Raw genomic sequence first — 21,631 nt, 5'->3', positions numbered from 1 at the left:
TAGCGATTAGGTAACAACTCTGCCCCGAGCAGTGCTGCCCGGGGAACAAAATGACCCGTGAACCGTTGACATTGGTAAGGTTAAACACACGTATATCATCCCCCGATGGAGGACTAGTTCACATGGCACTTGGCGGTAACCCGGTATTCAACGGAAAGAACTTCCGTACCGCTGCTCGCGGCAACAACCCGGCAGGGGCACCAGCAGGGTACGGTTCGACGGCGCTCGCAGGCCAGAGCGCAATGAGCACCACCCAGATGGAAGACCTCTACAACCAGCCGTCAGCTGGTCCATCCCAGATGGGGCGGATGACCTTCGATGATGTGATCGTCAAGACGGTCCTCTCGATCGGCGTCGTCCTGGTGGGCGCAGCGGTCCCAGCCTTCCTGCTCCCCGGCCTGGTCATGCCCCTGATGATTGTCGGCATGATCGGCGGCCTGGTCCTTGGCCTGGTCAACGCCTTCAAGCGCGAACCGGTCCCTGCGCTGATCCTCGCTTACGCGTTCCTGCAGGGTCTGTTTGTCGGCGGCCTGACGATGATCCTGGAGGCACAGTTCCCCAACATTGCTCTTCAGGCCTTGGTCGGCACCCTGACAGTCTTCGCGATCACTCTGTTGCTGTTCCGCAGCGGCAAGGTCCGGGCGACCCCCAAGGCGATGAAGATCTTCATGATCGCCATCATCGGCTACGCTGCGTTCAGCCTGATCAACCTGGGCCTGATGCTGTTCGGGGTTAGCGAAGATCCTTGGGGTCTGCGTACCGGAATCGAAATCGCTGGGATCCCGCTCGGCGTCATCATCGGCATCTTCGCGATCGGCCTTGCCGCCTTCTCCCTGGTCATCGACTTCACCTCGATCAGCGACGGCGTCCGCAACGGCGCCCCCCAGAAATACTCCTGGACGGCTGCCTTCGGTCTCACAGTGACCCTGATCTGGCTGTACGTGGAGTTCATCCGCGTCATCGCGATCCTGCGCGGCAGCGACTAGCCTCACCGGTCTGTCACGACCAAACTTCTAACGAAAAGGGACCCACAGCGAAGGCTGTGGGTCCCTTTTGCTAGGTGCCAGGTACGGGGTCAGGCGAGGCGACGCGCACCGTCGTCGGGAAGCACCGCGAAAATCGACGGTGCCACATAGCCCGCCGCCGCGAACGCGTCGGTGACGGCTGTGGTGACGCGGTCGACGTCGTCGGTGGGTGTGAGCGCGATGGCCGAGCCACCAAACCCGCCGCCGGTCATTCTGGCACCGAGCGCCCCGTTGGCCCGCGCGGTGTCGACGGCGAGATCCAGTTCGTCGCAGGAGATTTCAAAGTCGTCGCGCATCGACGAGTGGCTCACATCGAGCAGCTGGCCGATCGCCGCCGGACCCTTGTCGGCGAGTACCTTGACTGTGTCCTGCACCCGCTCGTTCTCGGTCACAATGTGCCTGACCCGGCGCAGGGTCTCCTCATCGAGGATTCCAGCGGCCGCCGCAAGATCCGCGATCGACAGGTCGCGCAGGGATGCCACCCCCATCAGCTCTGCTCCCCGCTCACAGGACTTCCGCCGGTCCGCGTACCCGCCGGTCGAATGCGAATGGCTCACGTGGGTATCGATGACCAGCAGCGTCAGCCCTTCCTCCTGCAGCGGAAACGGCACCAGCTCGGACTCCAGGCTGCGGCAATCCAGGAATACGGCGTGGCCAGCGCGGCCCCGCAGCGACGCCGTCTGGTCCATGACGCCAGTGGGGGCACCGACCATTTCGTTCTCCGCCCGTTGGCCCACGAGGGCCAGTTCGGACGCCAAGAGCCCTGCGTCGACCAGGTCGTTGGCCGCTACCGCGACGGCGCATTCAATCGCCGCCGACGAGGAGAGCCCAGCACCGACCGGCACACTCGAGTCGATCAACAGGTCAAACCCGGGGAGCCGGTGCCCCGCCTGCTCCAGGGCCCACAGCACACCCACAGGGTAGGCAGCCCACCCATCGACGCTGCCCGGATGTAGCCCGTCGAGGTCCACCTGGACCTCGTCGCCCTCGCCGAGAGTGGAAGCCACCCTCACAGTCCGGTCCTGGCGTGTCGCCGCTGCGACCAGTGTGGAGTGGTTGATGGCGAAAGGCAGCACAAAGCCCGAGTTGTAGTCGGTGTGTTCGCCGATCAGGTTGACCCGGCCCGGAGCGGACCATACCCCCGCCGGCTCGTACCCGAACCTGTGGGTGAATGCGGTGGCGAGATCGTGGGATGGCCCGGTCATGACTGGTCCTTTGCAGTTGTCCCGACGGCGCTGCGAAGGTTGTCCGCGACCAGTTCAGGGGTGGTGTCATTGATGAATGCGCCCATGGCGGCCTCGGAGCCGGCCAGGAACTTCAGTTTGTCTTCGGCCCGGCGGGGCGAGGTGAGCTGCAGGTGCAGGCGGCTGGCAGGTCGCAGCAGCGGGTCAAGGGGTGCCTGATGCCAGGCCGCGATGTACGGGGTGGGGGTGGAGTAGAGGCGGTCCACGCGTCCCAGCAGGTCCAGGTAGATGGTGGTCAGCTCGTCGCGTTCCGGGTCGGTCAATGCTGCCAGGTCCGCCACCTGCCGGTGCGGCACCAGATGGACCTCGAGGGGCCAGCGCGCAGCGAACGGGACGTAGGCGCTGAAGTGCTTGCCCTCGATAATCATTCGCGCGCCCGAACCACGTTCGGCTTTCAGCATTCCCGCCAGCAGGGTCTCCCGGCCGTCGGCGGCGTCGTAATACTCCCGCGCCGCGCGGGCCATCACCGTCGAGCGGGGCGGAATGAAGGGGTAGGCGTAGATCTGGCCGTGGGGGTGCAACAGGGTGACCCCAATATCGGCGCCGCGGTTCTCGAAGCAGAAGACCTGTCGGATCCCGTCCAGGGCGGACAGGGCCTCCGTCCGGTGCGCCCACGCGTCAATCACTGTCCTGGCACGCTCGGGAGCCAACGACCCGAAAGAACCCTCGTGGGCCGAGTCGAAGGCCACCACCTCGCAGCGACCATGCGCCGGAGCTGTGGTTCCCCAGCCGGCATGGGCCGGAAGTGCGCCAAGGGAAGGACCGAAGGAGGAGAAGCGGTTCTCAAACACCACCACCTCGTAGTCCGGGGCAGGAATCTCCGACAGGTTGCCGGCAGTGGTGGGGCACAGGGGACACTGGTCGGCCGGCGGCAGGTGTGTTCGGGACTGCCGGTGCGCTGCGACCGCCACCCATTCCCCGGTCAGGGCGTCAAAGCGGGCATCACCGGTGGCACCCCGGGCGGGAAGGTCCCTGGTGTCAGCGACGGCCGAGCGATCACGGTGGAGGGCCGCAGACTCGGCGGTGGCGTCGAAATAGATCAGCTCGCGGCCGTCAGACAGCCGGGTGGGGGTGACCAGGGTCATGGGTGGGTTTCCTTGGAGGTGGGGGTGTCGGGAGTGAGCACGGTGGTGTGGAGAACAAGGTCGGCGAGCTGGTCCGGGCCGACGGCGTCGCCCGCGGTGACGAGACATTCGAGCTCGGCCAGGTCGACGATCTGGGCCAGGGCTACGACGCCGATTTTGGTGGAGTCAGCGAGGACCACCAGCCGCGCGCTCTGGCGGGCGAAAGCGCGGTTGGTTTCGGCCTCCGCGAGGTTCGGCGTCGTGATGCCGGCGGTGGCATCCACCCCGTGGACCCCCATGAAGCAGAGATCGACGTTGAGTAGACCGACAGTGGCGGTGGCGAGCGGACCCACCAGGGCCTCCGACGGCGACCGTTCCCCGCCGGTGAGGAACACGCTGAGGTTGCGGCCACGGTCCTGGGCGGCCAGACCGTTGAGCAGGTCGGCGACCGGTAGCGAGTTGGTGAGCACGGTGAGGGGGCCGAGGTCCGGCAGGAGGGCAGCAAGCTCATAGACGGTGGTGCCCCCGGTGAGGGAGATGGTCATGCCGGGGGTAATCAGTCGGCTCGCTGCCAGCGCTATCTGCTGCTTCGCCTCGCGCTGCCGGCCGGTGTTGGCCGAGAACCCTGGTTCGGCGGCGCTCAGCGTCTGCGGTCGGGTGGCACCGCCGTGGACGCGGGTCAGCGCGCCCGCCGCCTCCAGTGCGTCAATGTCACGGCGGATGGTCATCTCGGACACGTCGAACTGCTCGGCAAGCCGGGTCACGCGGACGGCAGGACTGGTCACCAGTTCGGCAACAATCGCGTCCCGTCGTTCGGCGGCAAGCATCCATATCTCCTGAAAGTAACTTTTTCGAACAAAGTCAAACATATCCGATAACCGACGATGGTGAAAAACCCTCAGCCGGGTGCCACGTAACAAGGGCCGAGGCCCCGCCGACCCAATGCCTGATGGTCGGCAACGTATGGAAGGATGACAGCATGAATCGCCCCTCTCAGCGGAAGGTCCCGGCGGACCTCCAGGGTGCCCCGGCGCAGGTGGCCGGACGTGACCGGTCTGGGGACGTCCCCTATGCGCTCAGCCTGTCAGCGGCCTGGGCCTGGCGGGTGGGGCTGATTGTGCTGGTGGGTGGGATGCTGGTCTGGCTCCTCGGCCATGTGTCGCTGCTGATCATCCCCCTGCTGCTGGCAGCTTTGCTGGCAAGCCTGCTCCTGCCGGTGATGGGTCTGTTACGGAAAGCGAAGCTTCCCAACGGGCTCGCCGTCGTCGTCACCGTCGTCTCGTTCCTGGGCCTGGTGGGCGGCATGGCAACACTCGCCGGACGACAGTTGGCGTTGGGTCTTGCGGACCTGTGGGATGAGGCGCTGGAAGGGATCCGCCAGATCCAGTCCTGGCTATCGGACGGGCCGCTGGGACTGACCACCCTCCAGATCGACCAGTTCATCGAAGAGGTGACGGGCGCCGTCCAGAACAACAGTGGAACCATCGTCACCGGGGTCATCTCGCTGGGAAGCAGCGCAGGCCATTTCGGAGCTGGGGCACTGCTGACCATCTTCGCGCTCATCTTCTTCCTGCTGGAGGGCGAGCGGATCTGGCGGTTTGTTGTGGGCCTGATGCCCCGCGTGGCGCGGATCCCGGTCGACGGTGCCGGGCGGCGCGGCTGGTCATCGATGGCCAACTATGTGCGGGTGCAGATGCTCGTCGCGTTTGTCGACGCGGTGGGCATCGGGGTCGGTGCGGCGCTGATCGGGGTGCCCCTCGCCCTGCCCCTGAGCGTCCTTGTCTTCCTGGGGTCCTTCATCCCCATTGTCGGAGCCCTGTTCACCGGGCTGGTGGCCGTCCTGTTGGCCCTGGTGGCCAACGGCTGGGTCAACGCTCTGATCATGCTGGCCATTGTCCTGGTGGTGCAGCAACTCGAGGGGCACGTCCTGCAGCCCCTCATCATGGGGCCGGCCGTGTCGCTGCACCCGCTGGCGGTAGTGCTGGCGGTGGCCGGTGGCACCTTGATCGCGGGTATTCCCGGCGCACTCTTCTCGGTGCCGTTGCTGGCCGTGGTGAATACTGTGGTCCGCTATATTGCCGGGCGCTCCTGGGAGACCGACCCCGCGGTGGGCGGGGTGCCGCCTCCGCCGGACGGGCTCCCGGAACCGCCCGAAGCACCACCCCACAACGACACCCCTGAAGATTCCATCCCCCATGAGACACGAAAGGCCGACCAGTGACTGAGTTATTGGACCTCGCGGTGACGCTCGACGATGTGCAGGCGGCGCAGAAACTGCTCGACGGCGTCATCGCCCGCACCCCCATCGAGGAGTCGCGGGCGCTGGGACGGCTGATCGGCGCCAACGTGTCATTGAAATGCGAGAATCTGCAGCGCGCAGGATCGTTCAAGATCCGCGGAGCCTACGTCAGGATGGCCCGCCTGTCCGACGCAGAGAAGGCCCGCGGGGTCGTCGCCGCGTCCGCCGGCAACCACGCCCAGGGCGTGGCCGTGGCGGCCGCACGGCTCGGCATCACCGCCCGGATCTACATGCCGTTGGGGGTCGCGCTGCCCAAGCTGGCAGCCACCCGTGGCCACGGCGCCGAGGTGATCCTGCACGGGCACAACGTTGATGAGGCTCTCGCTGAAGCGAAGCGGTACGCGGAGGAGACCGGCACCGTGTTCGTGCACCCGTTCGACAACGTCGACGTGGTGGCCGGGCAGGGAACCATCGGCCTGGAAATCCTTGAACAGGTGCCCGACGTCGACACCATCCTCATGGGGGTGGGCGGCGGTGGGCTGCTGGCCGGCGTCGCCGTCGCCGTCAAGGCCAGGGCGCGGGAACTGGGCCGGGAGATCCGGATCATCGGGGTGCAGGCCGAGAACGCGGCAGCCTATCCGCCGTCGCTGGCAGCCGACGCACTGGTGCCGTTGACCAAGGTATCGACCATCGCTGATGGCATTGCGGTGGGCCGGCCCGGCCAGTTGCCGTTCTCCATCATCAAGGAACTGGTCGACGATGTTGTCACTGTCACCGAGGATTCGCTGGCGCGGGCTCTGATCTTCCTGCTGGAACGCTCAAAGATGGTGGTGGAGCCTGCAGGCGCCGTGGGCGTGGCGGCGCTGCTCGACGGCAAGCTGACCGAGAACGGTGCCTCACCTGGGAACACGGCGGTGATCCTGTCTGGCGGCAACATCGACCCGATGCTGATGCTGAAGGTCATCCAGCGCGGCCTCGCCGCGGCAGGCAGGTACCTGGTGGTACGGATGCTCCTGGATGACCGGCCGGGCTCGTTGGCGACCATCTCCCGCATCATCGCCGAATCGGACGCGAATGTGACCGGCGTCGACCACACCCGCGTAGGGGGTTCGATCAGCATGGGGGACGTGGCAATCACCATCAACATGGAAACCAAGGGGGAGGAGCACTGCGAACTCATCCTGAGGAACCTGCGGGCCGAAGGATTCCAGCCCATGGTCATCGAGGGCTGAGCATGCTCGCCGAACGCGCACGCACGGGGCTGTTGACGGTGGGGCTCTTCACGGCGCTGCTGTGGGCCATCCACCTGGTCAATGTCCTGACCGGAACGCGTCTGGTCGGCTGGCTCGGCATCGACCCCCGGGAGCTCGAGGGCCTGGACGGCATCCTGTTCGCCCCGCTGCTCCACGCGGGCGTCGGACACCTGGTCAGCAACACCTTCCCGCTCCTGGTGCTGGGGTTCCTGACCTTCCTCGAAGGTGCGAGGCGCTTCTCCGTCGCGGTCGCCGCCAGCTGGCTCGGTTCGGGGATCGGCGTCTGGATCTTTGGTGGAGGCCTCACCATCGGTGCGTCCGGGGTGGTGTTCGGCCTGTTCGCCTACCTGATCGTCCGTGGCTTCTACAACCGCAGCCTGCGCCAGATCCTGCTCGCCGGGGTGCTGTTCCTGATGTACGGCTCCATCCTGTGGGGCGTCCTGCCCTCGCCGGGATCCAACGTGTCGTGGCAGGCCCACCTGTTCGGAGCGCTCGGCGGACTACTCGCTGCGCTGGTACTGAAACGGCGGCCCGCCCCCGAGGGGACGGACCGCCGTCGGCAGTCAAACAGGCGCTAGGGGCTGGCTCAGCCGACGTAGGGCTTGGCCGACAGGACCTCAACCTCGATGGACTTGCCGTTAGGGGCCGTGTAGGTGACCTTGTCACCTGACTTCTTGCCCTGGATGGCAGCGCCCAGCGGTGACTTCTCGCTGTACACGTCGATGTCGGTATCCCCGGCGACCTCGCGGCTGCCCAGCAGGAAGGTGGAGTCGTCGCCGGCGATCTTGGCGTGGACCAGCATGCCGGGCTCCACGATGCCGTTGTCCTCGGGAGCCTCGCCGACGTGGGCGTTCTCCAGCAGGGCGGTGAGCTGGCGGATGCGGGCCTCGGACTTGCCCTGCTCCTCCTTGGCGGCGTGGTAGCCACCGTTCTCCTTCAGATCCCCCTCGGAGCGGGCCTGTTCAATGCGGGCAACAACCTCGGTCCGGCCCGGGCCGGAGAGATGCTCCAGCTCAGCCTTGAGGCGATCGTAGGACTCCTGGGTAAGCCATGCGACAGGTGCACTGTTGGTGGACACGGGCATCTCCTTAGCTATGTCCGGAACCCGACATACAGGAGGCTCCGGCATGGTGACAGCCTGCACAACGAGATGTAAGCAGGCTTAGCAACAAATAAAGGCCCCACCCTTGGATGACCACATACACCGTTGATCACCGGTTGGGGAGAGCCGAACGTATTGCCTCAAGTGTAGTCGGCTTCGTGGGGTTAACCCAAGGTAGTTCTGGGGGGTCATGCCGGAAACGTAGTGAAAATGAGACGTAGCGGCCGTTGCGGACAGCCTACGGAGAGGTCGTGTCTTCCAGTACCCAGCAGGCGTTGACCCCGCCCGATACGCCGATGGTCTCGGTCCTCAGGGAGGTGCGGTGCGCGGTGGTCCGGCCGCCGTCGGTGCCCTCATCAATGCTGTTCGGGCCGATCTCGACCACCTGCCAGCCCACCACCGCATAGGTCTCGCTAAGTACCTGGACGGCGCACTGCACAGTGGTTTCGGGGGCCTTGGTGACCTCGTAGTCGACGCTTGCGCGCCCGGCGTCCTGGATGTTGAAGCCCACGTCCTTGCTCGAGACCTCGGGAATGGAGGTCTGCACGCTGAACACGGCTGTGGCCAGCACCGCGACGCCGAGGGTAATCCAGATCAACCGCTTCCAGGCCCGACGCGACAATCCCGGCTTGGGGGTGCCGTAGCGATTGGCTACTCTTGATACTGGCGGTTGGTTGGTATCCATCGCACACCATTTTATCCCCGCCGGAATTTATTGCCTAAAGCGATTAACCAAACCACAGGAGCAGTCGTTGCCCACCCCGGAAAACACCCCATCATCCAGCGCGTCCGCACCGGGCCAGGGATACCGCCTGCTGGCAGTCCACGCCCACCCCGACGATGAGTCAAGCAAGGGCGCGGCAACCATGGCGCGGTATGCGGCCGAGGGCGTCGAGGTCATGGTAGCCACCTGCACCGGTGGGGAACGCGGTGACATCCTCAACGAAAAGATGGCAGGCGAAGCCCACGCCCTGCGTGACCTGGCCGGGCTACGACGGCTGGAAATGGCGCAGGCCGCCAGCGAACTGGGCATCAGCCAGCGCTGGTTGGGCTTCACCGACTCGGGCCTGCCCGAGGGTGACCCCCTCCCGCCGCTGCCCTTCGGCTGCTTCGCGCTGCAGCCCCTGGAGCGCGCGTCGGCACCGCTGGTGAAGCTGATTCGCGAGTTCCGCCCGCACGTCATCCTGAGCTACGACGAGAACGGTGGCTACCCCCACCCGGATCACATCATGGCCCACAAGGTCGCCGTCGAGGCCTACCATGCAGCGGGTGACCCTGACCGGTATCCGGGCACCGGGGAGGCCTGGACGCCCTCCAAGCTGTACTACGACCGCGCCTTCAACCCCGAACGGTTCCGTGCTCTGCACGAAGCACTGGAACGGGCTGGCCTGAAGTCGCCCTATGCGGAGCGGATCGCGGCCTGGCTGGAAGCCGACTCCGAGGGCCATCAGGCCCCGGCACCAACCCACGAGACCACCACCCAGATCGAGTGCGGCAAATTCTTCGAACATCGCGAGCGTGCGCTGCGCGCCCACCGCACCCAGGTTGACCCGGAGGGCTTCTTCTTCGCCGTCTCTTCAGACCTGCAGCGGGAGGTCTGGCCCTGGGAAGACTACTCACTGATCGACTCCCGTGTGGAAGCTACACTGCCCGAAGCTGACTTCTTCGCGGGCATAGAATAGGTAGGTCTGGCCCTGTGGCCCGTCCTTCCCCTGAAAGTGGTGCATTGTGAATTACCTGCTCAACCTGGCGTCTGCCGTGAGCCCCACTCCCGATCAAGAGGACGGGCTGAGGCCGGGACTTGATCCTTCCCAGGTGACTCCCGGACTGCTGGGTTTCCTCGCCACCCTGGTGCTGGTAGTAGCTGTCATCTTCCTGGTCAGGGACATGTCCCGCCGGATCCGGCGCGTGCGCTACCAGTCGATGGCGGACGACGCGGCGTCGGACGGCTCAGTGTCGGACGGCGTCACGCCGGACGGCACGAAGCCGGATGGGACGAACGGCAGGTCCGACGCCCAGGGCCCCTCCGGTGCACCGGCTTCCTCAGACGATCGTCCGGGGTTCACGCCGCGCGACCGCTAGGCGGGCACCGGCGGGTTTTCCGGGCCCAAACCAGCCGAACCCAAACCAGCCGAACCCAAACCTGCCGGGTCCGATGCCGCCGGAGGCGTAACCCCGGTCGATCTCTTGCGGCCGCCGCTCAGACGTTCGCCGATGCGAGGAGCTCCTCCAACCGGTCGTAGCCCTCGGACATCCCACCCTCCATGCCTGAAGCAGCCATCCCGTCACGCGCCTCCTGGGTGGGGTAGACGGCATGGCCCATGAGACGGCAGCGCCCGCTGCCGAGGTCCTCGAAGGTGAGGAACTCGATGCTGACGACGTCCGGATACCCGCCAAACTCGAAGGTCTGGATGGCGAACTCGTTCTCCCGCACGGTGTGGAATACGCCGCTGAAGGTATAGGTCTCACCCGTGGGACCGGTGTGCCGGTACAGGTAGGTTCCTCCGGATCGGAAATCGTAGTGGTCAACCTCGATGGTGTTCCGCCGTGGTCCCAGCCATTGCCCGATCAGGTCGGGCTTCGCGTGGGCCTGGAATACGAGTTCCACCGGGAAGTCGAACTCGCGCTCGAAGTCGATGAAGGGGACTCCGTCGGGAACAGTGAGTTTCAGTGAGTTGCTCATGATGGATCCTTTGCGCTCTCGTGTGACTGTTTGCCGCTGTCGGCGGCAAGGGACTTCAGCACGGCGTCGAGGCTCCGGAACTGCCCTTCACGCACCAGACGGTATTGGTCAATCCAGGCGGTGAGTGCCTCCAGCCGTGCGGGGTCCAGATGGACGGGCCGGCGCTGGGCATCCCGTGTGCGGGTGACCAACTGTGCCTGCTCGAGGACCTGGATATGCTTCGAGACCGCCTGCTTGCTGATCTCGAAGGGCTCTGCCAGTTCGTTGACCGTGGCGGGTCCACGGCTGAGTCGCGCGATGATGCGTCGCCGGGCCGGGTCGGCCAGGGCCAGGAACGCCCGGTCAAGTAGCTCGTCACCCGGATCATCCACACTAATCAACCTAACTCTTGATCAACTAACTGGTTGATTAAGAAGTTACTCCTGCGGTCGGTGGCGGTCAAGGAGTTTTCAGACGGGATTCAGGACGGCGATGACAATGGCGATGAAGTGGACAGTGAACGCTGCCACCGTGAATGCGTGGAACAGTTCGTGGAAGCCAAACCACTTTGCACTGAAATTGGGTCGCTTGAGCGCGTAGAACATAGCGCCGGCGATATACAGGGCGCCTCCGACAATAATCAGGATTGCAGCCGCGGGACTCGCGGCGAAGAACTCCGGCAAATAGAACAGCGCGCCCAACCCCAGTGCCACATAGACAGGTACGTAGAGCCAGCGGGGAGCGTTCACCCACAGGACCCTGAAGAGGACTCCCGCGATGGCACCGGACCAGATCACCCACAGCAATACGGTTGCCTTTGGCGGTTCCAGGAGCGCCCAGGCCAGCGGAGTGTAGCTCCCAGCGATCACCAACATGATGTTCGTGTGGTCCAGGCGTTTGAGGACCACACGTGTCCGGTCTGTCCAGGTACCGGTGTGATACACCGCGCTGATGCCGAACAGGAGCACCCCGGTGAACGCGTAGATGGCAGAGGTGATCTTCCCGGCGGCCGTCGGGGCGATCGCAACCAGGACAATTCCGGCGGCCAGCGCCAACGGTGTGGCTCCCGCATGCAACCAGCCGCGCAGCTTTGGTTTGAGGTCGCCGGGGGAGCTGAGGGTCATGCGGTAATTCTATCCGGCGGGCAGCTATGTTACTGCCCGGTAATGTGTTGATTGTCTGGAGTTCTGGTGAACGCCACGGTATCGACGGCGGCGCATCGGTTCCATGACGGTACCTTAGGAGTAGATCAATCGAGCGACGCATCGGTGCAGCCGCAGCACCTCAGGAAGTAGGACAGGTGAACCACCCCACGAAGTTTCCAGGATTCGCCTACAACTTCTATGAACGCAGACTGCAGCGGTCCCTGAGCCCCGACCGGATCCCGCACCACATTGGCGTGATGGTCGACGGTAACCGGCGGTGGGCAAAACTGGCGGGTGCACCGACCCGTGACGGGCATCAGGCGGGCGCCGACAAGATCCACGAGTTTCTCGGGTGGTGTGAGGAACTTGGCGTCGAAGTAGTGACCCTGTACATGCTGTCCACCGACAACATGAGCCGGTCTCCGGAGGAGATCGAGCAGCTCCTGGACATCATTGCCAATACCCTCGATCGGCTGGGGGAGAGCAACCGGGTCAGGGTGCAACCCGTCGGGGCACTCGAACTGCTGCCAGCTGATCTGTCGGACAAGCTGTGCTCCCTCGCCACCCACACCCGTGACATCGACGGTCTGCACGTGAACGTTGCGGTGGGCTATGGCGGACGCCGGGAGATCGTCGATGCGGTGAAGGAACTGCTTCTCGCCGCGGCGGCGAACGGCGAAACCCTCCCGGAGGTCGCGGAAGGTCTCACCGACCAGCAGATCTCCTCCTTCCTGTACACGAGGGGGCAGCCGGACCCGGACCTGGTGATCAGGACCTCCGGGGAGCAGCGGCTCTCCGGATTCCTGATGTGGCAGAGCGCGTACAGCGAGTTTTACTTCTGTGAAGCACTCTGGCCCGATTTCCGCCGGGTCGACTTCCTCCGTGCGCTGCGCGACTACGGACGTCGACAGCGACGGTTCGGGGGCTAGCCCCCCAACCGAAAGTTAATCTGGAATTATTTTCGACACGCCGCGCCATATTTTCGGGGCCCTGCTGTGCGGCGTATTCTCAACTCCATCAGGGGGCAACCAGCCGCCTGGTCGGGAGGCCACCGATGCAGCGAACAGGGCACACCAGCACCTCGCCACGTCTGGGGAGGCCGTGCCAGGCCTCATGGTCGCACTGCCCCACCCATTCATCACAAGTCGGGGATTGCACGCCCCGCCCGTGGAGTCCACATGACTAGAACTGACACCCAACAGCGTTCATTTGACTCAGGCCACAGCCTCCCGCCCACTGCCACCACGAAGGCCCGCACCAGCACTGATGACGAAGTCATCCTTGCCGAGGCGGGCCTTTCGTCTGTCGAAAGCCTCGGCAGCCGGAGCTACGTGGTGGACACCTCGGTACTGCTCTCGGATCCGCGGGCCATCCTGAGGTTCGCAGAGCACGAGGTGATCCTGCCGATCGTGGTGATCAGTGAGCTGGAAGCCAAACGCAACGATCCCGAGCTGGGCTACTTTGCACGCAAGGCGCTCCGGTTGCTCGACGATTTGCGGGTGCAGCACAACGGGCTCAACCAGGCGATCCCTCTCGGGGAAGAGGGCGGAACGCTGCGGGTTGAGCTGAACCATATTTCCACCGAGGTGCTGCCGGCAGGTTTCAGAAGTTCAGACAACGATTCACGGATCCTTGCCGTGGCCAAGAACCTCTCGGACGAGGGCAGGAACGTCACGGTCGTGTCGAAGGACCTGCCGATGCGCGTCAAGGCTTCGGCGATGGGCCTGAAGGCCGACGAGTACCGCAGTGAGCTGGTCACCGATTCCGGGTGGACAGGGGTCGCCGAACTGGATGTGGCCGAGGCCGACGTCAACACCCTCTACGAGCACCAGCCGGTGTTCCTTCCCGAGGCCGCCGAGATGCCCGCCAACACCGGGCTGGTGATGCACTCGCCGAGGGGGTCAGCCCTCGGCCGGGTCGGTGCCGACAAGCAGGTGCGCCTGGTCCGGGGCGACCGGGATGTCTTTGGCCTCCACGGCCGGTCAGCCGAGCAGCGGCTCGCCATCGATCTCTTGATGGATCCGGAAGTGGGGATCGTCTCGATGGGCGGGCGCGCCGGAACCGGAAAATCGGCGCTGGCCCTCTGCGCCGGCCTGGAGGCAGTCCTGGAACGCCGTGAACACCGGAAAGTGGTGGTCTTCAGGCCGCTGTACGCCGTCGGTGGCCAGGAGCTGGGGTACCTGCCCGGCAGCGAGAGCGAGAAGATGAATCCCTGGGCGCAGGCCGTCTTCGACACGCTGGGTGCCCTGGTGTCGCAGGAGGTGGTGGAGGAGGTGATGGACCGCGGCATGCTCGAGGTGCTCCCGCTCACCCATATCAGGGGCCGGAGCCTGCACGATTCCTTCGTCATCGTCGACGAGGCCCAGTCACTGGAGAAGAATGTCCTCCTCACCGTGATGAGCAGGATCGGGCAGAATTCCAAAATTGTCCTGACCCACGATGTGGCCCAGCGGGACAACCTGCGGGTGGGTCGCCACGACGGGATCGCCGCGGTGGTGGAGACCCTCAAGGGGCATCCGCTGTTCGGACACATCACCCTGACCCGGTCGGAGCGGTCGCCTATTGCCGCGCTCGTCACCGAACTCCTGGAGGGTGCCGAGATCTAGGGAAGGGAAAGATCGAGGAGCGGGAAAATCCAGAAGAGGGAAACCAGCAGTGCCGATGGGGATGTCAGCTGATGCGGGGAGCGGTCAGCTGACATTCCACGGAATGTGGGAACTGACGTCCGTGAGGCCCATCCCCGAGTCCACGAAGTGGTCATCGATCATGTATTCATCGACGCCCAGGATGCGGAGCCAGTGCCCGCCCCCGGCGAACTCCCCGTCCAGTGCCCGCGTGGACACGCAGATTCCGGTGCCCACGTCCACCTTCACCTCGGTCCGGCCGCGGCCGATGAGGGGGTAGCCCGGAGTGAAGGGTTTGTAGGTGAGGTTCGGGGTGGCGATGGCGCTGAGCACCGGCCGGCCCTCGAATTCCTCCTCCACAATATTCTCCAGTTCCACCCGGTTGGCGAAGGGGGATTCGAAGGCGACTGGCGAATCACCGGCGAACTCAACCGGGTCCAGCATGGCGGCCCACCGTGGGTCGCCGAACGCCGGTTCACCGTAGGCGGCTTCCGGGCGCCTCAGCACAAAGCCGGCGTCGTTATAGACGGGGGTGATGAGCCGGGGTGCCAGGAGCCAGGACTTGCGGGTGGCACTGACATACAACGCATCGCGGGAGCCAGCGGTGCCGGTGGTGCTGTGCAGCAGCACGCCGTCGTCGTCCTCGACCCGCAGCGCGGCCGGCCGACGTATCCATGCCTTCAGCGGGCGGGTGTCCTTTTCGGCGCTCCGCCAGGCCACAGTGAAGCGCAACGTCTCCCATTTCCACGGGGATGACCGGCACAGCGACCGGAACGTGGCTGCGGGGGTGGCGCTGTGGGTTGCCGACATATCCACAGTGTAACCGCCGCCATTCACTGCACCAGAGCGGAGGCAGTAGCTTGGGATCCATGACCGAGATCCTCATCCGGTACGCCTCCGGGAGCCCGCTGGCGGTCCTGCCGCTCGCCCTGGCGATGGGTGTCCTGCTGGTGGTGGGTGTCCGGCTCGCCGTCGTCGATTCCCGCACCCACCGGTTGCCGGATCGGATCATCTTCCCCGCCTACCCGGTGGCAGCGGTGCTGCTGGCGGCGGGCGCCCTGATCGCCGGAGAGCCCTCCCGGGTGCTCGCCATGCTCATCGGTGCTGCGCTGCTCTGGCTGGTGTACTTCATGTTGCGGATCGTCTACCCGGCGGGGATGGGCTTCGGAGACGTGAAGCTCGCCGGCCTGCTGGGACTGTATCTCGGGTTCGCCGGGTGGGGATACCTGCTGTGGGGGACCTTTGCGGCGTTCTGCCTTGCTGGGCTGTGGGGGCTGGCCCTGATCGCCAGCCGTCGTGGCACCCTGAGGTCGGCGATTCCGTTCGGCCCGTTCATGATCGGCGGCGCGGTACTGGTCCTGGCGATCCCGTCGCTAGGCTGAAGGGATGCCGACTCCTGACTATGTCCTGTCCCTCCGCGAGAAGATCGGGCACGCGCCGCTTTGGCTGCCCGGCGTCGGCGGCGTGGTGTTCGACGACGACGGCAGGGTGCTGCTCGGAAAACGTACCGATAACGGGCAATGGACGGTGATCACCGGAATGCTTGAGCCCGGTGAGGAACCGGCACCGGGCATCGTGCGGGAAATCCTTGAGGAGACAGGGGTGGTGGCCCGGGTGGAGCACCTGATCCGGGTGGAGGTGGTGGGGCCGGTAACCTTCCCCAACGGGGACGTGTGCACTTTCCTCACCTCCGACTTCAGCTGCCGGTACGTTTCGGGGGACGCCCGCGTGAACGACGACGAGTCCACCGACGTGCAGTGGTTCCCCCTCGACGACCTGCCCGACCTGAACACCCGGCACCGCCAGCTCATCGAATCGGCCCGCACGGCTGACGGCGTCCCCCACTTCGTGCGCTAGCGGGAATCCGGTCCCGGAGCCGGACGGGTCTCCAGTTCGGCGTTGGGGTCGGCGGGTGCCTCACCTCCGGCCGTGCCGGTCGCGGTGGTCCCCCCGGCGGGCACCGAGGCGCGCTCGCGTTCGAGGCGTTCAGCGTCCTCGCCGCCAATCGCCTCACCCCTGGCCACCATGCCCGAGGTTTCCGACAGGGGGATGTGCTTGAGGGTGATGGCAAGGATCAGGGCGAGGACCAGGAACGGTACGAGGTACCAGAACACCGGCGCGAGGGAGTTCGCGTAGTCGGCCACGATCGCGTCCCTGAGTGGGTCGGGCAACTGTGCCAGGGTCTGCGGATCGATAGTTGCCGACGCCTCACCGGCCTGCGCCGGCGTCGAACCGAACCCCGTGAAGGTGGTGGTGAGCGATTCGGTGAGGCGGCTGGTGAAGATGGCACCGAACACTGCGACACCCAGGGAGGCTCCCACTTCGCGGAAGTAGTTGTTAGTGCTGGTCGCGGTGCCGATCATGTCGGCGGAGACTGCGTTCTGCACCACGAGGACGATCACCTGCATGATCAGGCCGAGCCCAGCGCCGAAGAGGAACAGCTGGGCGCAGATCACCCAGATGGGGGTGTCAGCGGTCAGCGTGGTCATCCACAGCAGCGCCACGATCGTGAAGCTGGTTCCGACAATGGGGTAGGGCTTGTACTTCCCGGTCCGTGAAATGGCCAGACCGGAGTAGATCGACATGCCCATCAGGCCCACCATCATGGGCAACATCAGCAGGCCGGAGACGGCCGCCGAGGTACCCGAAGACATCTGCAGGAAGGTGGGAACGAACGCGAGGGCGGCGAACATGCCCAGCCCGAGGGTGAAGCCGATGGCCGTCGCGTTGATGAAGACCCTGTTGCGGAAGAGGCTGAGGGGGATGATCGGATCCTCGGCCCGGCGCTCTGCCATGATGAACGCGGTCACCGCAAGAACCAGCCCGACGCCGAAGGCCCAGGTGAGGGGTGAGGCCCAGCCCTCTGCAGGGTCGGCACCGAAGTCGGTGAAGAAGATCAGGCAGGTGGTGGCAATGGACAGCAGCCCAATCCCGAAGTAGTCAATCCGTTTGGTGGCCTGCTTGGACGGGAGGGTGAGGGTGAACCAGGCGACGGCGAAGGCCGCGACGCCGATGGGGATGTTGATGTAGAAGGCCCAGTTCCAGGTCAGGTTGTCGACGAAGAACCCGCCGAGCAGGGGACCGGCGACCGCCGAGAGGCCGAAGATGCCGCCCAGGGGGCCCATGTACTTGCCGCGCTCGCTGGCGGGGACGATGTCCGCGATGATCGCCTGCGAGAGGATCATCAGCCCACCGCCGCCGAGACCCTGAATGGCCCGGAAGATCACGAAGGCCCAGAAGTCGGTGGCGAAGGCGCAGCCGATCGACGCGATCGTGAACAGGGCGATCGCGAACAGGAACAGGTTGCGCCGGCCGAACACATCGCCGAGTTTGCCGTAGATCGGCATCACGATGGTTGTGGCGAGCAGGTAGGCGGTGGTGATCCAGGTCTGGTGTTCGACGCCGCCGAGTTGCCCCACGATGGTGGGCATCGCCGTCGAGACGATGGTCTGGTCGAGGCTGGCCAGCAGCATGCCGGCGATGAGTGCTGAGAAGATGATCCAGATGCGCTTCTGGGTTAGCAGCAGCGGCCCCTTTTCCTTCTGGGCGGTCGAGCTCATGGTGTTCCTTCGGGGGTGTGGTGTGGGGCGCCGGTGTTAAAGAGATAGCCTGCGGCGTCGATGTTGGATTCAAGAATGTCGCGGTAGCTTTGGCTTTCCTCGTCCCGGAAGAACGCGTGAGTGGAGAGCCAGGCGATGCGGCCGATGAGCTCGGCGGCCATGGCGGCGCGGGGGTCGTCAGCAGTCATGCCCTCACGGCGGGCGATCAGGGCTGCGAACTCCTTGTGCCGGACCGCTGAGTCGCCGAACAGCTTCACGAGCAGTTGGGGTTCACGCTGCATGAGGGCGTGCATCTGCGCGAACTCCTCCCGCGTGATGGCGAGGCGCTCGCCGGTGGAGGCGGCCAGCTCGGCCAGCGCGGTCAGTAGGGGGACGGACCCGGCGCTGGCAAGGAAGGCGTCAGTCAGGTCTTTCGGCTGATGGTCCTCGCTGTGGCCGAGCACCGCGTCTTCCTTGGTGGGGAAGTAGTTGAAGAAGGTGCGCCGGGAAATGCCGACCTGCTCGCAGAGCTCCTCGACGGTGAAGCCGCTGAGCCCCTTGTCGATGGTCAGCCGGCGGGCGGTGTCGCAGATGGCTGACCGGGTAATCAGCCGTTTGCGTTCGCGCAGGCCGCCGTCTTCATTTTTTGCACTATTCTCCACGGAGTACATATTTGCACGATAGAGCTAAGAGTGCAAAATAATAAGTCTGGGCACAGAAACGGCCCCAAGGGAAAGGCCCGCCGGGAGGAACCGGCGGGCCTGATCCTCAGGGCCGTGTCTGTGCGGGAAGCGCTAGTTACTGCGGCGGGCGGGTCATGGACAGGACGTCGAGTGAGTCGTCCAGCTGCTGCTCGGTGAGCTCCCCGCGCTCCACAAACCCGAGCGCGACGACGGCCTCCCGGACCGTCAGCCCCTCGGCCACCGCCTTCTTGGCGATCTTCGCGGCGTTTTCGTAGCCGATGTACTTGTTCAGCGGGGTCACGATCGAGGGGGACGCTTCGGCCAGGAACCGGGCGCGCTCCTCGTTGGCGGTGATGCCGTCGATCATCTTGTCGGCCATCACCCGGGTGGAGGTGCTCAGGAGCCTCACCGATTCCAGGACGTTGCGGGCGATGACGGGGATGCCGACGTTGAGCTCGAACGCGCCGTTGGTTCCGGAGATGGCCACCGTGGCGTCGTTGCCCATCACCTGGGCGCACACCATGATGACCGCTTCGCAGATCACCGGGTTGACCTTGCCGGGCATGATGGACGAGCCGGGCTGCAGGTCGGGCAGCGCGATCTCGCCGAGGCCCGTGTTGGGGCCGGAGCCCAGCCAGCGCAAATCGTTGTTGATCTTGGTCAACGATACGGCGATGGTGCGGAGCATGCCCGACACCTCGACCAGTCCGTCGCGGTTGGCCTGTGCCTCGAAGTGGTCGCGGGCCTCGGTGAGGGGAAGTCCGGTGTCGCTGGCAAGAAGTTCGATGACCCGAGCCGAGAATCCGGCGGGGGTGTTGATCCCCGTGCCGACTGCCGTGCCGCCCAGCGGTACTTCGGCGACCCGGGGGAGTGAGGCGTGGATACGCTCGACGCCGTAGCGCATCTGCGCGGCGTACCCGCCGAATTCCTGGCCGAGGGTGACCGGTGTGGCGTCCATCAGGTGGGTGCGGCCGGACTTGACGACGGTCTTGAACTCGTCGGCCTTGCGCTCCAGCGAGGCGGCCAGGTATTCCAGGGCGGGGACCAGATCCTTGGTCAGTGCTGACGCTGCAGCCACGTGCACCGAGGTGGGGAACACATCGTTGGAGGACTGGGAGGCGTTGACGTGGTCGTTCGGGTGAACAGTGGTTTCGCTGCCCGCGGCGGCGAGGGCGCGGGTCGCCAGGGTGGCGACGACCTCGTTGATGTTCATGTTCGACGACGTGCCGGAGCCGGTCTGGTAGATGTCGATCGGGAAGTCGCCGTCGTACTTGCCCTGCGCCACCTCTTCGGCGGCGGCCTCGATGGCGCGGGCACGCTCGTCGTCGAGCACTCCCAGTTCGGCGTTGGCGGTGGCTGCGGCCTTCTTGATGCGGGCCAGCGCTTCGATGTGGGCGCGCTCCAGGCGGGTGCCGGAGATGGGGAAGTTCTCCACGGCGCGTTGGGTCTGTGCACGGTACAGGGCGTTGACCGGAACCCGGACCTCGCCCATCGTGTCGTGTTCAATACGGAATTCGGCGTCGGATCCAGGCGATTGAGTCATGCGCCAATTCTCTCCGCTGGGGCTGCAGCGAACCAAATCCTGCTCGGCTCCACATCGAAATGCAGCGGGAATCCCCTGCGGTGGCTGAACACCGCCGGGCGCTGCCGTCTAGAGGTCGCCGATTCCTGAGACGATCTCCGCCTTGCCATCCTCCAGCCGGTAGGTCACACCCATCACGGCTGTCGAGCCCTGCTCGACGGCATCGGCGATGACCCGGGAGGAGTCCACCATGCGCTTCGAGGTCTGTTTAATGTGCTCGACAACTGTCGCGTTGAGGTCGGTGACCCCGTTGCGGCGGGAGGTGAGGACCGAGGGGGTGATCCGCTCCACGAGTTCACGGAGGAAGCCCACCGGCATCACTCCGGAGTCGAGGGAATCCATGGTGGCCGATACGGCGCCGCAGCGGTCGTGGCCGAGCACCACGATGAGCGGGACGTTCAGCACACTGACGCTGAACTCAAGGGAGCCCAGGACGGCGTCGTCGATGACCTGACCGGCGGTGCGCACCACGAAGACGTCACCGAGGCCGAGGTCGAAAATGATCTCAGCGGCCAGCCGGGAGTCCGAGCATCCGAAGATGACGGCGAACGGGTGCTGGGTTTCGACCAGTGACGCCCGGTGCAGGGCATCCTGGTTGGGATGCGAGGACGTCCCCGTGACGAACCGCTGGTTTCCATCACGCAGTCGCTGCCAGGCATCGGCAGGAGTCAATTGGTTGTTCACGGGGCCTACCTTACGCCGCATGGCCCAGGTTTCCTGAGACTGTGACCCTTCGATTTCGGGCCGATGACCCGGACATGCAGCCTAGGGGGAAGCGAGATCGTTCAGGATTGCGTCGCCGAGCACATCGAATTCGGCGAGATCGGCGGTGCCGTTGAGGATCAGGGTGAACTCGCCGGTCTCGGTGGTCAGGAAGGAATCCCCCGAGGAGGAGTCGAACAGCTCCCAGTCGAGGGTGCCGATGGTGCGCTGGCCGGAGAGCTGGGCGCCGTCGAGCCGTTGCGCAGTCCAGGTGGGGTTGGCGCTGTTGGTCTGGGTGAGCTGAATGAACTGCCGTTCGGGGGTGAGGTAGCCGACCTCCCAGAAGGGGACGCCGTCGCTGCCGCCCGGATTCCAGCGGGCAAAGTTGGAGGTCCAGTCCTCCGGCAGGTCGGGGGCCAGGGGCACATACCCGGCAATGTCAGCGGCCTCCGCGGAGACGTTCGGAACGTCGATGTCCCGCGCGTAGGTTTCGGCGGTATGGGTCGGGTTGAGCAGCAGCACCGGCAGCACCAGGCCGAAGGTCGCGGCAACCGCGATCAGCATGCCGATCACCGTGGAGTTGGCCCGCTTCGCCTGCTTCGGGGTCAGGACAGGAGTGAACTGTTGGTCAGCGTCGGGACGGGGGGCGCTGTCGGCGGAAGTGTTTGATGGTCCGGGCTGGGGGGTGCTCACGGTTCTATTTTCCACCACACCCGGGGTGCCTGCCTAAACGATGGCCCTCCCGGACTGCGGGACGTCCGCCGTCA

Annotated in this window: 24 protein-coding genes; 10 read left to right on the top strand and 14 right to left on the bottom strand. The window is 65.3% G+C overall.

Annotated elements, in window-relative coordinates:
- Positions 1-122 precede the first annotated feature (122 nt).
- Entirely contained in the window at positions 123-986 is an 864-nt protein-coding gene (locus HMI58_RS04975) for a Bax inhibitor-1/YccA family protein (protein WP_171618349.1), read from the top strand.
- Positions 987-1,075: 89 nt separating this feature from the next.
- Here the strand turns inward: HMI58_RS04975 and galK are convergent, their stop codons facing one another.
- From galK to HMI58_RS04960, 3 genes are read right to left on the bottom strand one after another with little or no spacing between them, the layout of a single operon-like run.
- Positions 1,076-2,230, bottom strand: a complete 1,155-nt coding sequence (gene galK, locus HMI58_RS04970; protein WP_171618348.1) for a galactokinase — start codon at positions 2,228-2,230, stop codon at positions 1,076-1,078.
- Entirely contained in the window at positions 2,227-3,354 is a 1,128-nt protein-coding gene (galT, locus tag HMI58_RS04965) for a galactose-1-phosphate uridylyltransferase (RefSeq protein WP_171618347.1), read from the bottom strand. The genes galK and galT overlap by 4 nt, the downstream gene beginning before the upstream one ends.
- The gene (locus HMI58_RS04960; RefSeq protein WP_171586470.1) at positions 3,351-4,160 is read right to left on the bottom strand and encodes a DeoR/GlpR family DNA-binding transcription regulator; all 810 of its coding nucleotides are present in this window, start codon (positions 4,158-4,160) and stop codon (positions 3,351-3,353) included. Before HMI58_RS04960 ends, galT begins: the two co-directional genes overlap by 4 nt.
- Before the next feature lie 152 nt (positions 4,161-4,312).
- On the opposite strand from HMI58_RS04960, the gene HMI58_RS04955 reads away from it, so the two are divergent.
- From HMI58_RS04955 to HMI58_RS04945, 3 genes are read left to right on the top strand one after another with little or no spacing between them, the layout of a single operon-like run.
- Positions 4,313-5,554 (top strand): AI-2E family transporter, encoded by a 1,242-nt coding sequence (locus HMI58_RS04955; RefSeq protein WP_171618346.1) that lies wholly within the window; start codon positions 4,313-4,315, stop codon positions 5,552-5,554.
- Positions 5,551-6,804, top strand: a complete 1,254-nt coding sequence (gene ilvA / locus HMI58_RS04950; protein WP_171586468.1) for a threonine ammonia-lyase — start codon at positions 5,551-5,553, stop codon at positions 6,802-6,804. The genes HMI58_RS04955 and ilvA overlap by 4 nt, the downstream gene beginning before the upstream one ends.
- 2 nt (positions 6,805-6,806) lie before the next feature.
- Positions 6,807-7,403: a rhomboid family intramembrane serine protease gene (locus HMI58_RS04945; protein WP_171618345.1), complete on the top strand. Its 597-nt coding sequence runs from the start codon at positions 6,807-6,809 to the stop codon at positions 7,401-7,403.
- A gap of 8 nt (positions 7,404-7,411) precedes the next feature.
- Here HMI58_RS04945 and greA read toward each other — a convergent pair whose 3' ends face one another.
- Both greA and HMI58_RS04935 read right to left on the bottom strand, forming a co-directional pair.
- Positions 7,412-7,909 (bottom strand): transcription elongation factor GreA, encoded by a 498-nt coding sequence (greA, locus tag HMI58_RS04940; protein ID WP_171586466.1) that lies wholly within the window; start codon positions 7,907-7,909, stop codon positions 7,412-7,414.
- A gap of 256 nt (positions 7,910-8,165) precedes the next feature.
- Complete coding sequence (locus HMI58_RS04935; protein WP_171618344.1) at positions 8,166-8,612, bottom strand: DUF4307 domain-containing protein; 447 nt, start codon at positions 8,610-8,612, stop codon at positions 8,166-8,168.
- A 67-nt stretch (positions 8,613-8,679) separates the two neighbouring features.
- Here HMI58_RS04935 and mca point away from each other — a divergent pair, with 67 nt between their 5' ends.
- Both mca and HMI58_RS04925 read left to right on the top strand, forming a co-directional pair.
- Positions 8,680-9,609, top strand: a complete 930-nt coding sequence (gene mca, locus HMI58_RS04930) for a mycothiol conjugate amidase Mca (RefSeq protein ID WP_171586464.1) — start codon at positions 8,680-8,682, stop codon at positions 9,607-9,609.
- 133 nt (positions 9,610-9,742) lie between these two features.
- Positions 9,743-10,009: a hypothetical protein gene (locus HMI58_RS04925; RefSeq protein WP_171618343.1), complete on the top strand. Its 267-nt coding sequence runs from the start codon at positions 9,743-9,745 to the stop codon at positions 10,007-10,009.
- Positions 10,010-10,127: 118 nt separating this feature from the next.
- Here HMI58_RS04925 and HMI58_RS04920 read toward each other — a convergent pair whose 3' ends face one another.
- The 3 genes from HMI58_RS04920 to HMI58_RS04910 form a co-directional block, all read right to left on the bottom strand.
- A complete protein-coding gene (locus tag HMI58_RS04920; protein WP_171586462.1) occupies positions 10,128-10,610 on the bottom strand; it encodes an SRPBCC family protein in 483 nt (160 codons plus the stop codon).
- Entirely contained in the window at positions 10,607-10,981 is a 375-nt protein-coding gene (locus HMI58_RS04915; protein ID WP_171586461.1) for a metalloregulator ArsR/SmtB family transcription factor, read from the bottom strand. The genes HMI58_RS04920 and HMI58_RS04915 overlap by 4 nt, the downstream gene beginning before the upstream one ends.
- A 78-nt stretch (positions 10,982-11,059) precedes the next feature.
- Positions 11,060-11,713 carry a hemolysin III family protein gene (locus HMI58_RS04910; protein WP_171618342.1) on the bottom strand — a complete coding sequence of 218 codons (654 nt, stop codon included), beginning with the start codon at positions 11,711-11,713 and terminating at the stop codon, positions 11,060-11,062.
- A gap of 176 nt (positions 11,714-11,889) precedes the next feature.
- Here HMI58_RS04910 and HMI58_RS04905 point away from each other — a divergent pair, with 176 nt between their 5' ends.
- Together HMI58_RS04905 and HMI58_RS04900 are read left to right on the top strand one after the other, a co-directional pair.
- On the top strand, positions 11,890-12,663 hold the full coding sequence (locus tag HMI58_RS04905) for an isoprenyl transferase (RefSeq protein ID WP_171586459.1): 774 nt from the start codon (positions 11,890-11,892) through the stop codon (positions 12,661-12,663).
- Positions 12,664-12,912: 249 nt separating this feature from the next.
- On the top strand, positions 12,913-14,340 hold the full coding sequence (locus HMI58_RS04900; RefSeq protein ID WP_205207910.1) for a PhoH family protein: 1,428 nt from the start codon (positions 12,913-12,915) through the stop codon (positions 14,338-14,340).
- An 84-nt stretch (positions 14,341-14,424) separates the two neighbouring features.
- Here the strand turns inward: HMI58_RS04900 and HMI58_RS04895 are convergent, their stop codons facing one another.
- Entirely contained in the window at positions 14,425-15,168 is a 744-nt protein-coding gene (locus HMI58_RS04895) for a hypothetical protein (protein WP_171618341.1), read from the bottom strand.
- Positions 15,169-15,293: 125 nt separating this feature from the next.
- On the opposite strand from HMI58_RS04895, the gene HMI58_RS04890 reads away from it, so the two are divergent.
- Positions 15,294-15,740, top strand: coding sequence for an A24 family peptidase (locus tag HMI58_RS04890; protein ID WP_225667903.1), 447 nt, complete (start codon positions 15,294-15,296; stop codon positions 15,738-15,740).
- A gap of 4 nt (positions 15,741-15,744) precedes the next feature.
- Positions 15,745-16,215 carry an NUDIX domain-containing protein gene (locus HMI58_RS04885; protein WP_171586456.1) on the top strand — a complete coding sequence of 157 codons (471 nt, stop codon included), beginning with the start codon at positions 15,745-15,747 and terminating at the stop codon, positions 16,213-16,215.
- On the opposite strand, the gene HMI58_RS04880 is transcribed toward HMI58_RS04885, so the two are convergent.
- The 5 genes from HMI58_RS04880 to HMI58_RS04860 form a co-directional block, all read right to left on the bottom strand.
- A complete protein-coding gene (locus HMI58_RS04880) occupies positions 16,212-17,918 on the bottom strand; it encodes an MDR family MFS transporter (protein ID WP_171618339.1) in 1,707 nt (568 codons plus the stop codon). The two genes, HMI58_RS04885 and HMI58_RS04880, sit on opposite strands and share 4 nt — an antisense overlap.
- Positions 17,915-18,568: a TetR/AcrR family transcriptional regulator gene (locus HMI58_RS04875; protein WP_171618338.1), complete on the bottom strand. Its 654-nt coding sequence runs from the start codon at positions 18,566-18,568 to the stop codon at positions 17,915-17,917. The genes HMI58_RS04880 and HMI58_RS04875 overlap by 4 nt, the downstream gene beginning before the upstream one ends.
- 127 nt (positions 18,569-18,695) lie before the next feature.
- Complete coding sequence (locus HMI58_RS04870; RefSeq protein ID WP_171586453.1) at positions 18,696-20,123, bottom strand: class II fumarate hydratase; 1,428 nt, start codon at positions 20,121-20,123, stop codon at positions 18,696-18,698.
- A 108-nt stretch (positions 20,124-20,231) separates the two neighbouring features.
- Positions 20,232-20,846: a carbonic anhydrase gene (locus tag HMI58_RS04865; protein ID WP_318779129.1), complete on the bottom strand. Its 615-nt coding sequence runs from the start codon at positions 20,844-20,846 to the stop codon at positions 20,232-20,234.
- 81 nt (positions 20,847-20,927) lie between these two features.
- On the bottom strand, positions 20,928-21,557 hold the full coding sequence (locus tag HMI58_RS04860; RefSeq protein ID WP_318779130.1) for a DUF4245 domain-containing protein: 630 nt from the start codon (positions 21,555-21,557) through the stop codon (positions 20,928-20,930).
- Between the last annotated feature and the right edge of the window lie 74 nt (positions 21,558-21,631).

Source organism: Arthrobacter sp. 147(2020) (assembly GCF_013116715.1).
Lineage (GTDB): Bacteria > Actinomycetota > Actinomycetes > Actinomycetales > Micrococcaceae > Arthrobacter_D.
The sequence above is the reverse complement of the archived record's forward strand: the minus strand, read 5'-3'. Positions and strand labels throughout refer to the sequence as shown.

What these genes read in the sequence shown, in the direction of transcription:
- HMI58_RS04955 (WP_171618346.1), top strand. Translation starts at nt 4,313, where the DNA reads ATGAATCGCCCCTCTCAGCGGAAGGTCCCGGCGGACCTCCAGGGTGCC.
- HMI58_RS04960 (WP_171586470.1), bottom strand. Translation starts at nt 4,160, where the DNA reads ATGCTTGCCGCCGAACGACGGGACGCGATTGTTGCCGAACTGGTGACC.
- HMI58_RS04875 (WP_171618338.1), bottom strand. Translation starts at nt 18,568, where the DNA reads ATGTACTCCGTGGAGAATAGTGCAAAAAATGAAGACGGCGGCCTGCGC.
- HMI58_RS04920 (WP_171586462.1), bottom strand. Translation starts at nt 10,610, where the DNA reads ATGAGCAACTCACTGAAACTCACTGTTCCCGACGGAGTCCCCTTCATC.
- HMI58_RS04880 (WP_171618339.1), bottom strand. Translation starts at nt 17,918, where the DNA reads ATGAGCTCGACCGCCCAGAAGGAAAAGGGGCCGCTGCTGCTAACCCAG.
- HMI58_RS04975 (WP_171618349.1), top strand. Translation starts at nt 123, where the DNA reads ATGGCACTTGGCGGTAACCCGGTATTCAACGGAAAGAACTTCCGTACC.
- HMI58_RS04945 (WP_171618345.1), top strand. Translation starts at nt 6,807, where the DNA reads ATGCTCGCCGAACGCGCACGCACGGGGCTGTTGACGGTGGGGCTCTTC.
- HMI58_RS04870 (WP_171586453.1), bottom strand. Translation starts at nt 20,123, where the DNA reads ATGACTCAATCGCCTGGATCCGACGCCGAATTCCGTATTGAACACGAC.
- HMI58_RS04895 (WP_171618341.1), bottom strand. Translation starts at nt 15,168, where the DNA reads ATGTCGGCAACCCACAGCGCCACCCCCGCAGCCACGTTCCGGTCGCTG.
- galT (WP_171618347.1), bottom strand. Translation starts at nt 3,354, where the DNA reads ATGACCCTGGTCACCCCCACCCGGCTGTCTGACGGCCGCGAGCTGATC.
- galK (WP_171618348.1), bottom strand. Translation starts at nt 2,230, where the DNA reads ATGACCGGGCCATCCCACGATCTCGCCACCGCATTCACCCACAGGTTC.
- HMI58_RS04900 (WP_205207910.1), top strand. Translation starts at nt 12,913, where the DNA reads ATGACTAGAACTGACACCCAACAGCGTTCATTTGACTCAGGCCACAGC.
- HMI58_RS04885 (WP_171586456.1), top strand. Translation starts at nt 15,745, where the DNA reads ATGCCGACTCCTGACTATGTCCTGTCCCTCCGCGAGAAGATCGGGCAC.
- greA (WP_171586466.1), bottom strand. Translation starts at nt 7,909, where the DNA reads ATGCCCGTGTCCACCAACAGTGCACCTGTCGCATGGCTTACCCAGGAG.
- HMI58_RS04935 (WP_171618344.1), bottom strand. Translation starts at nt 8,612, where the DNA reads ATGGATACCAACCAACCGCCAGTATCAAGAGTAGCCAATCGCTACGGC.
- HMI58_RS04910 (WP_171618342.1), bottom strand. Translation starts at nt 11,713, where the DNA reads ATGACCCTCAGCTCCCCCGGCGACCTCAAACCAAAGCTGCGCGGCTGG.
- HMI58_RS04890 (WP_225667903.1), top strand. Translation starts at nt 15,294, where the DNA reads ATGGGTGTCCTGCTGGTGGTGGGTGTCCGGCTCGCCGTCGTCGATTCC.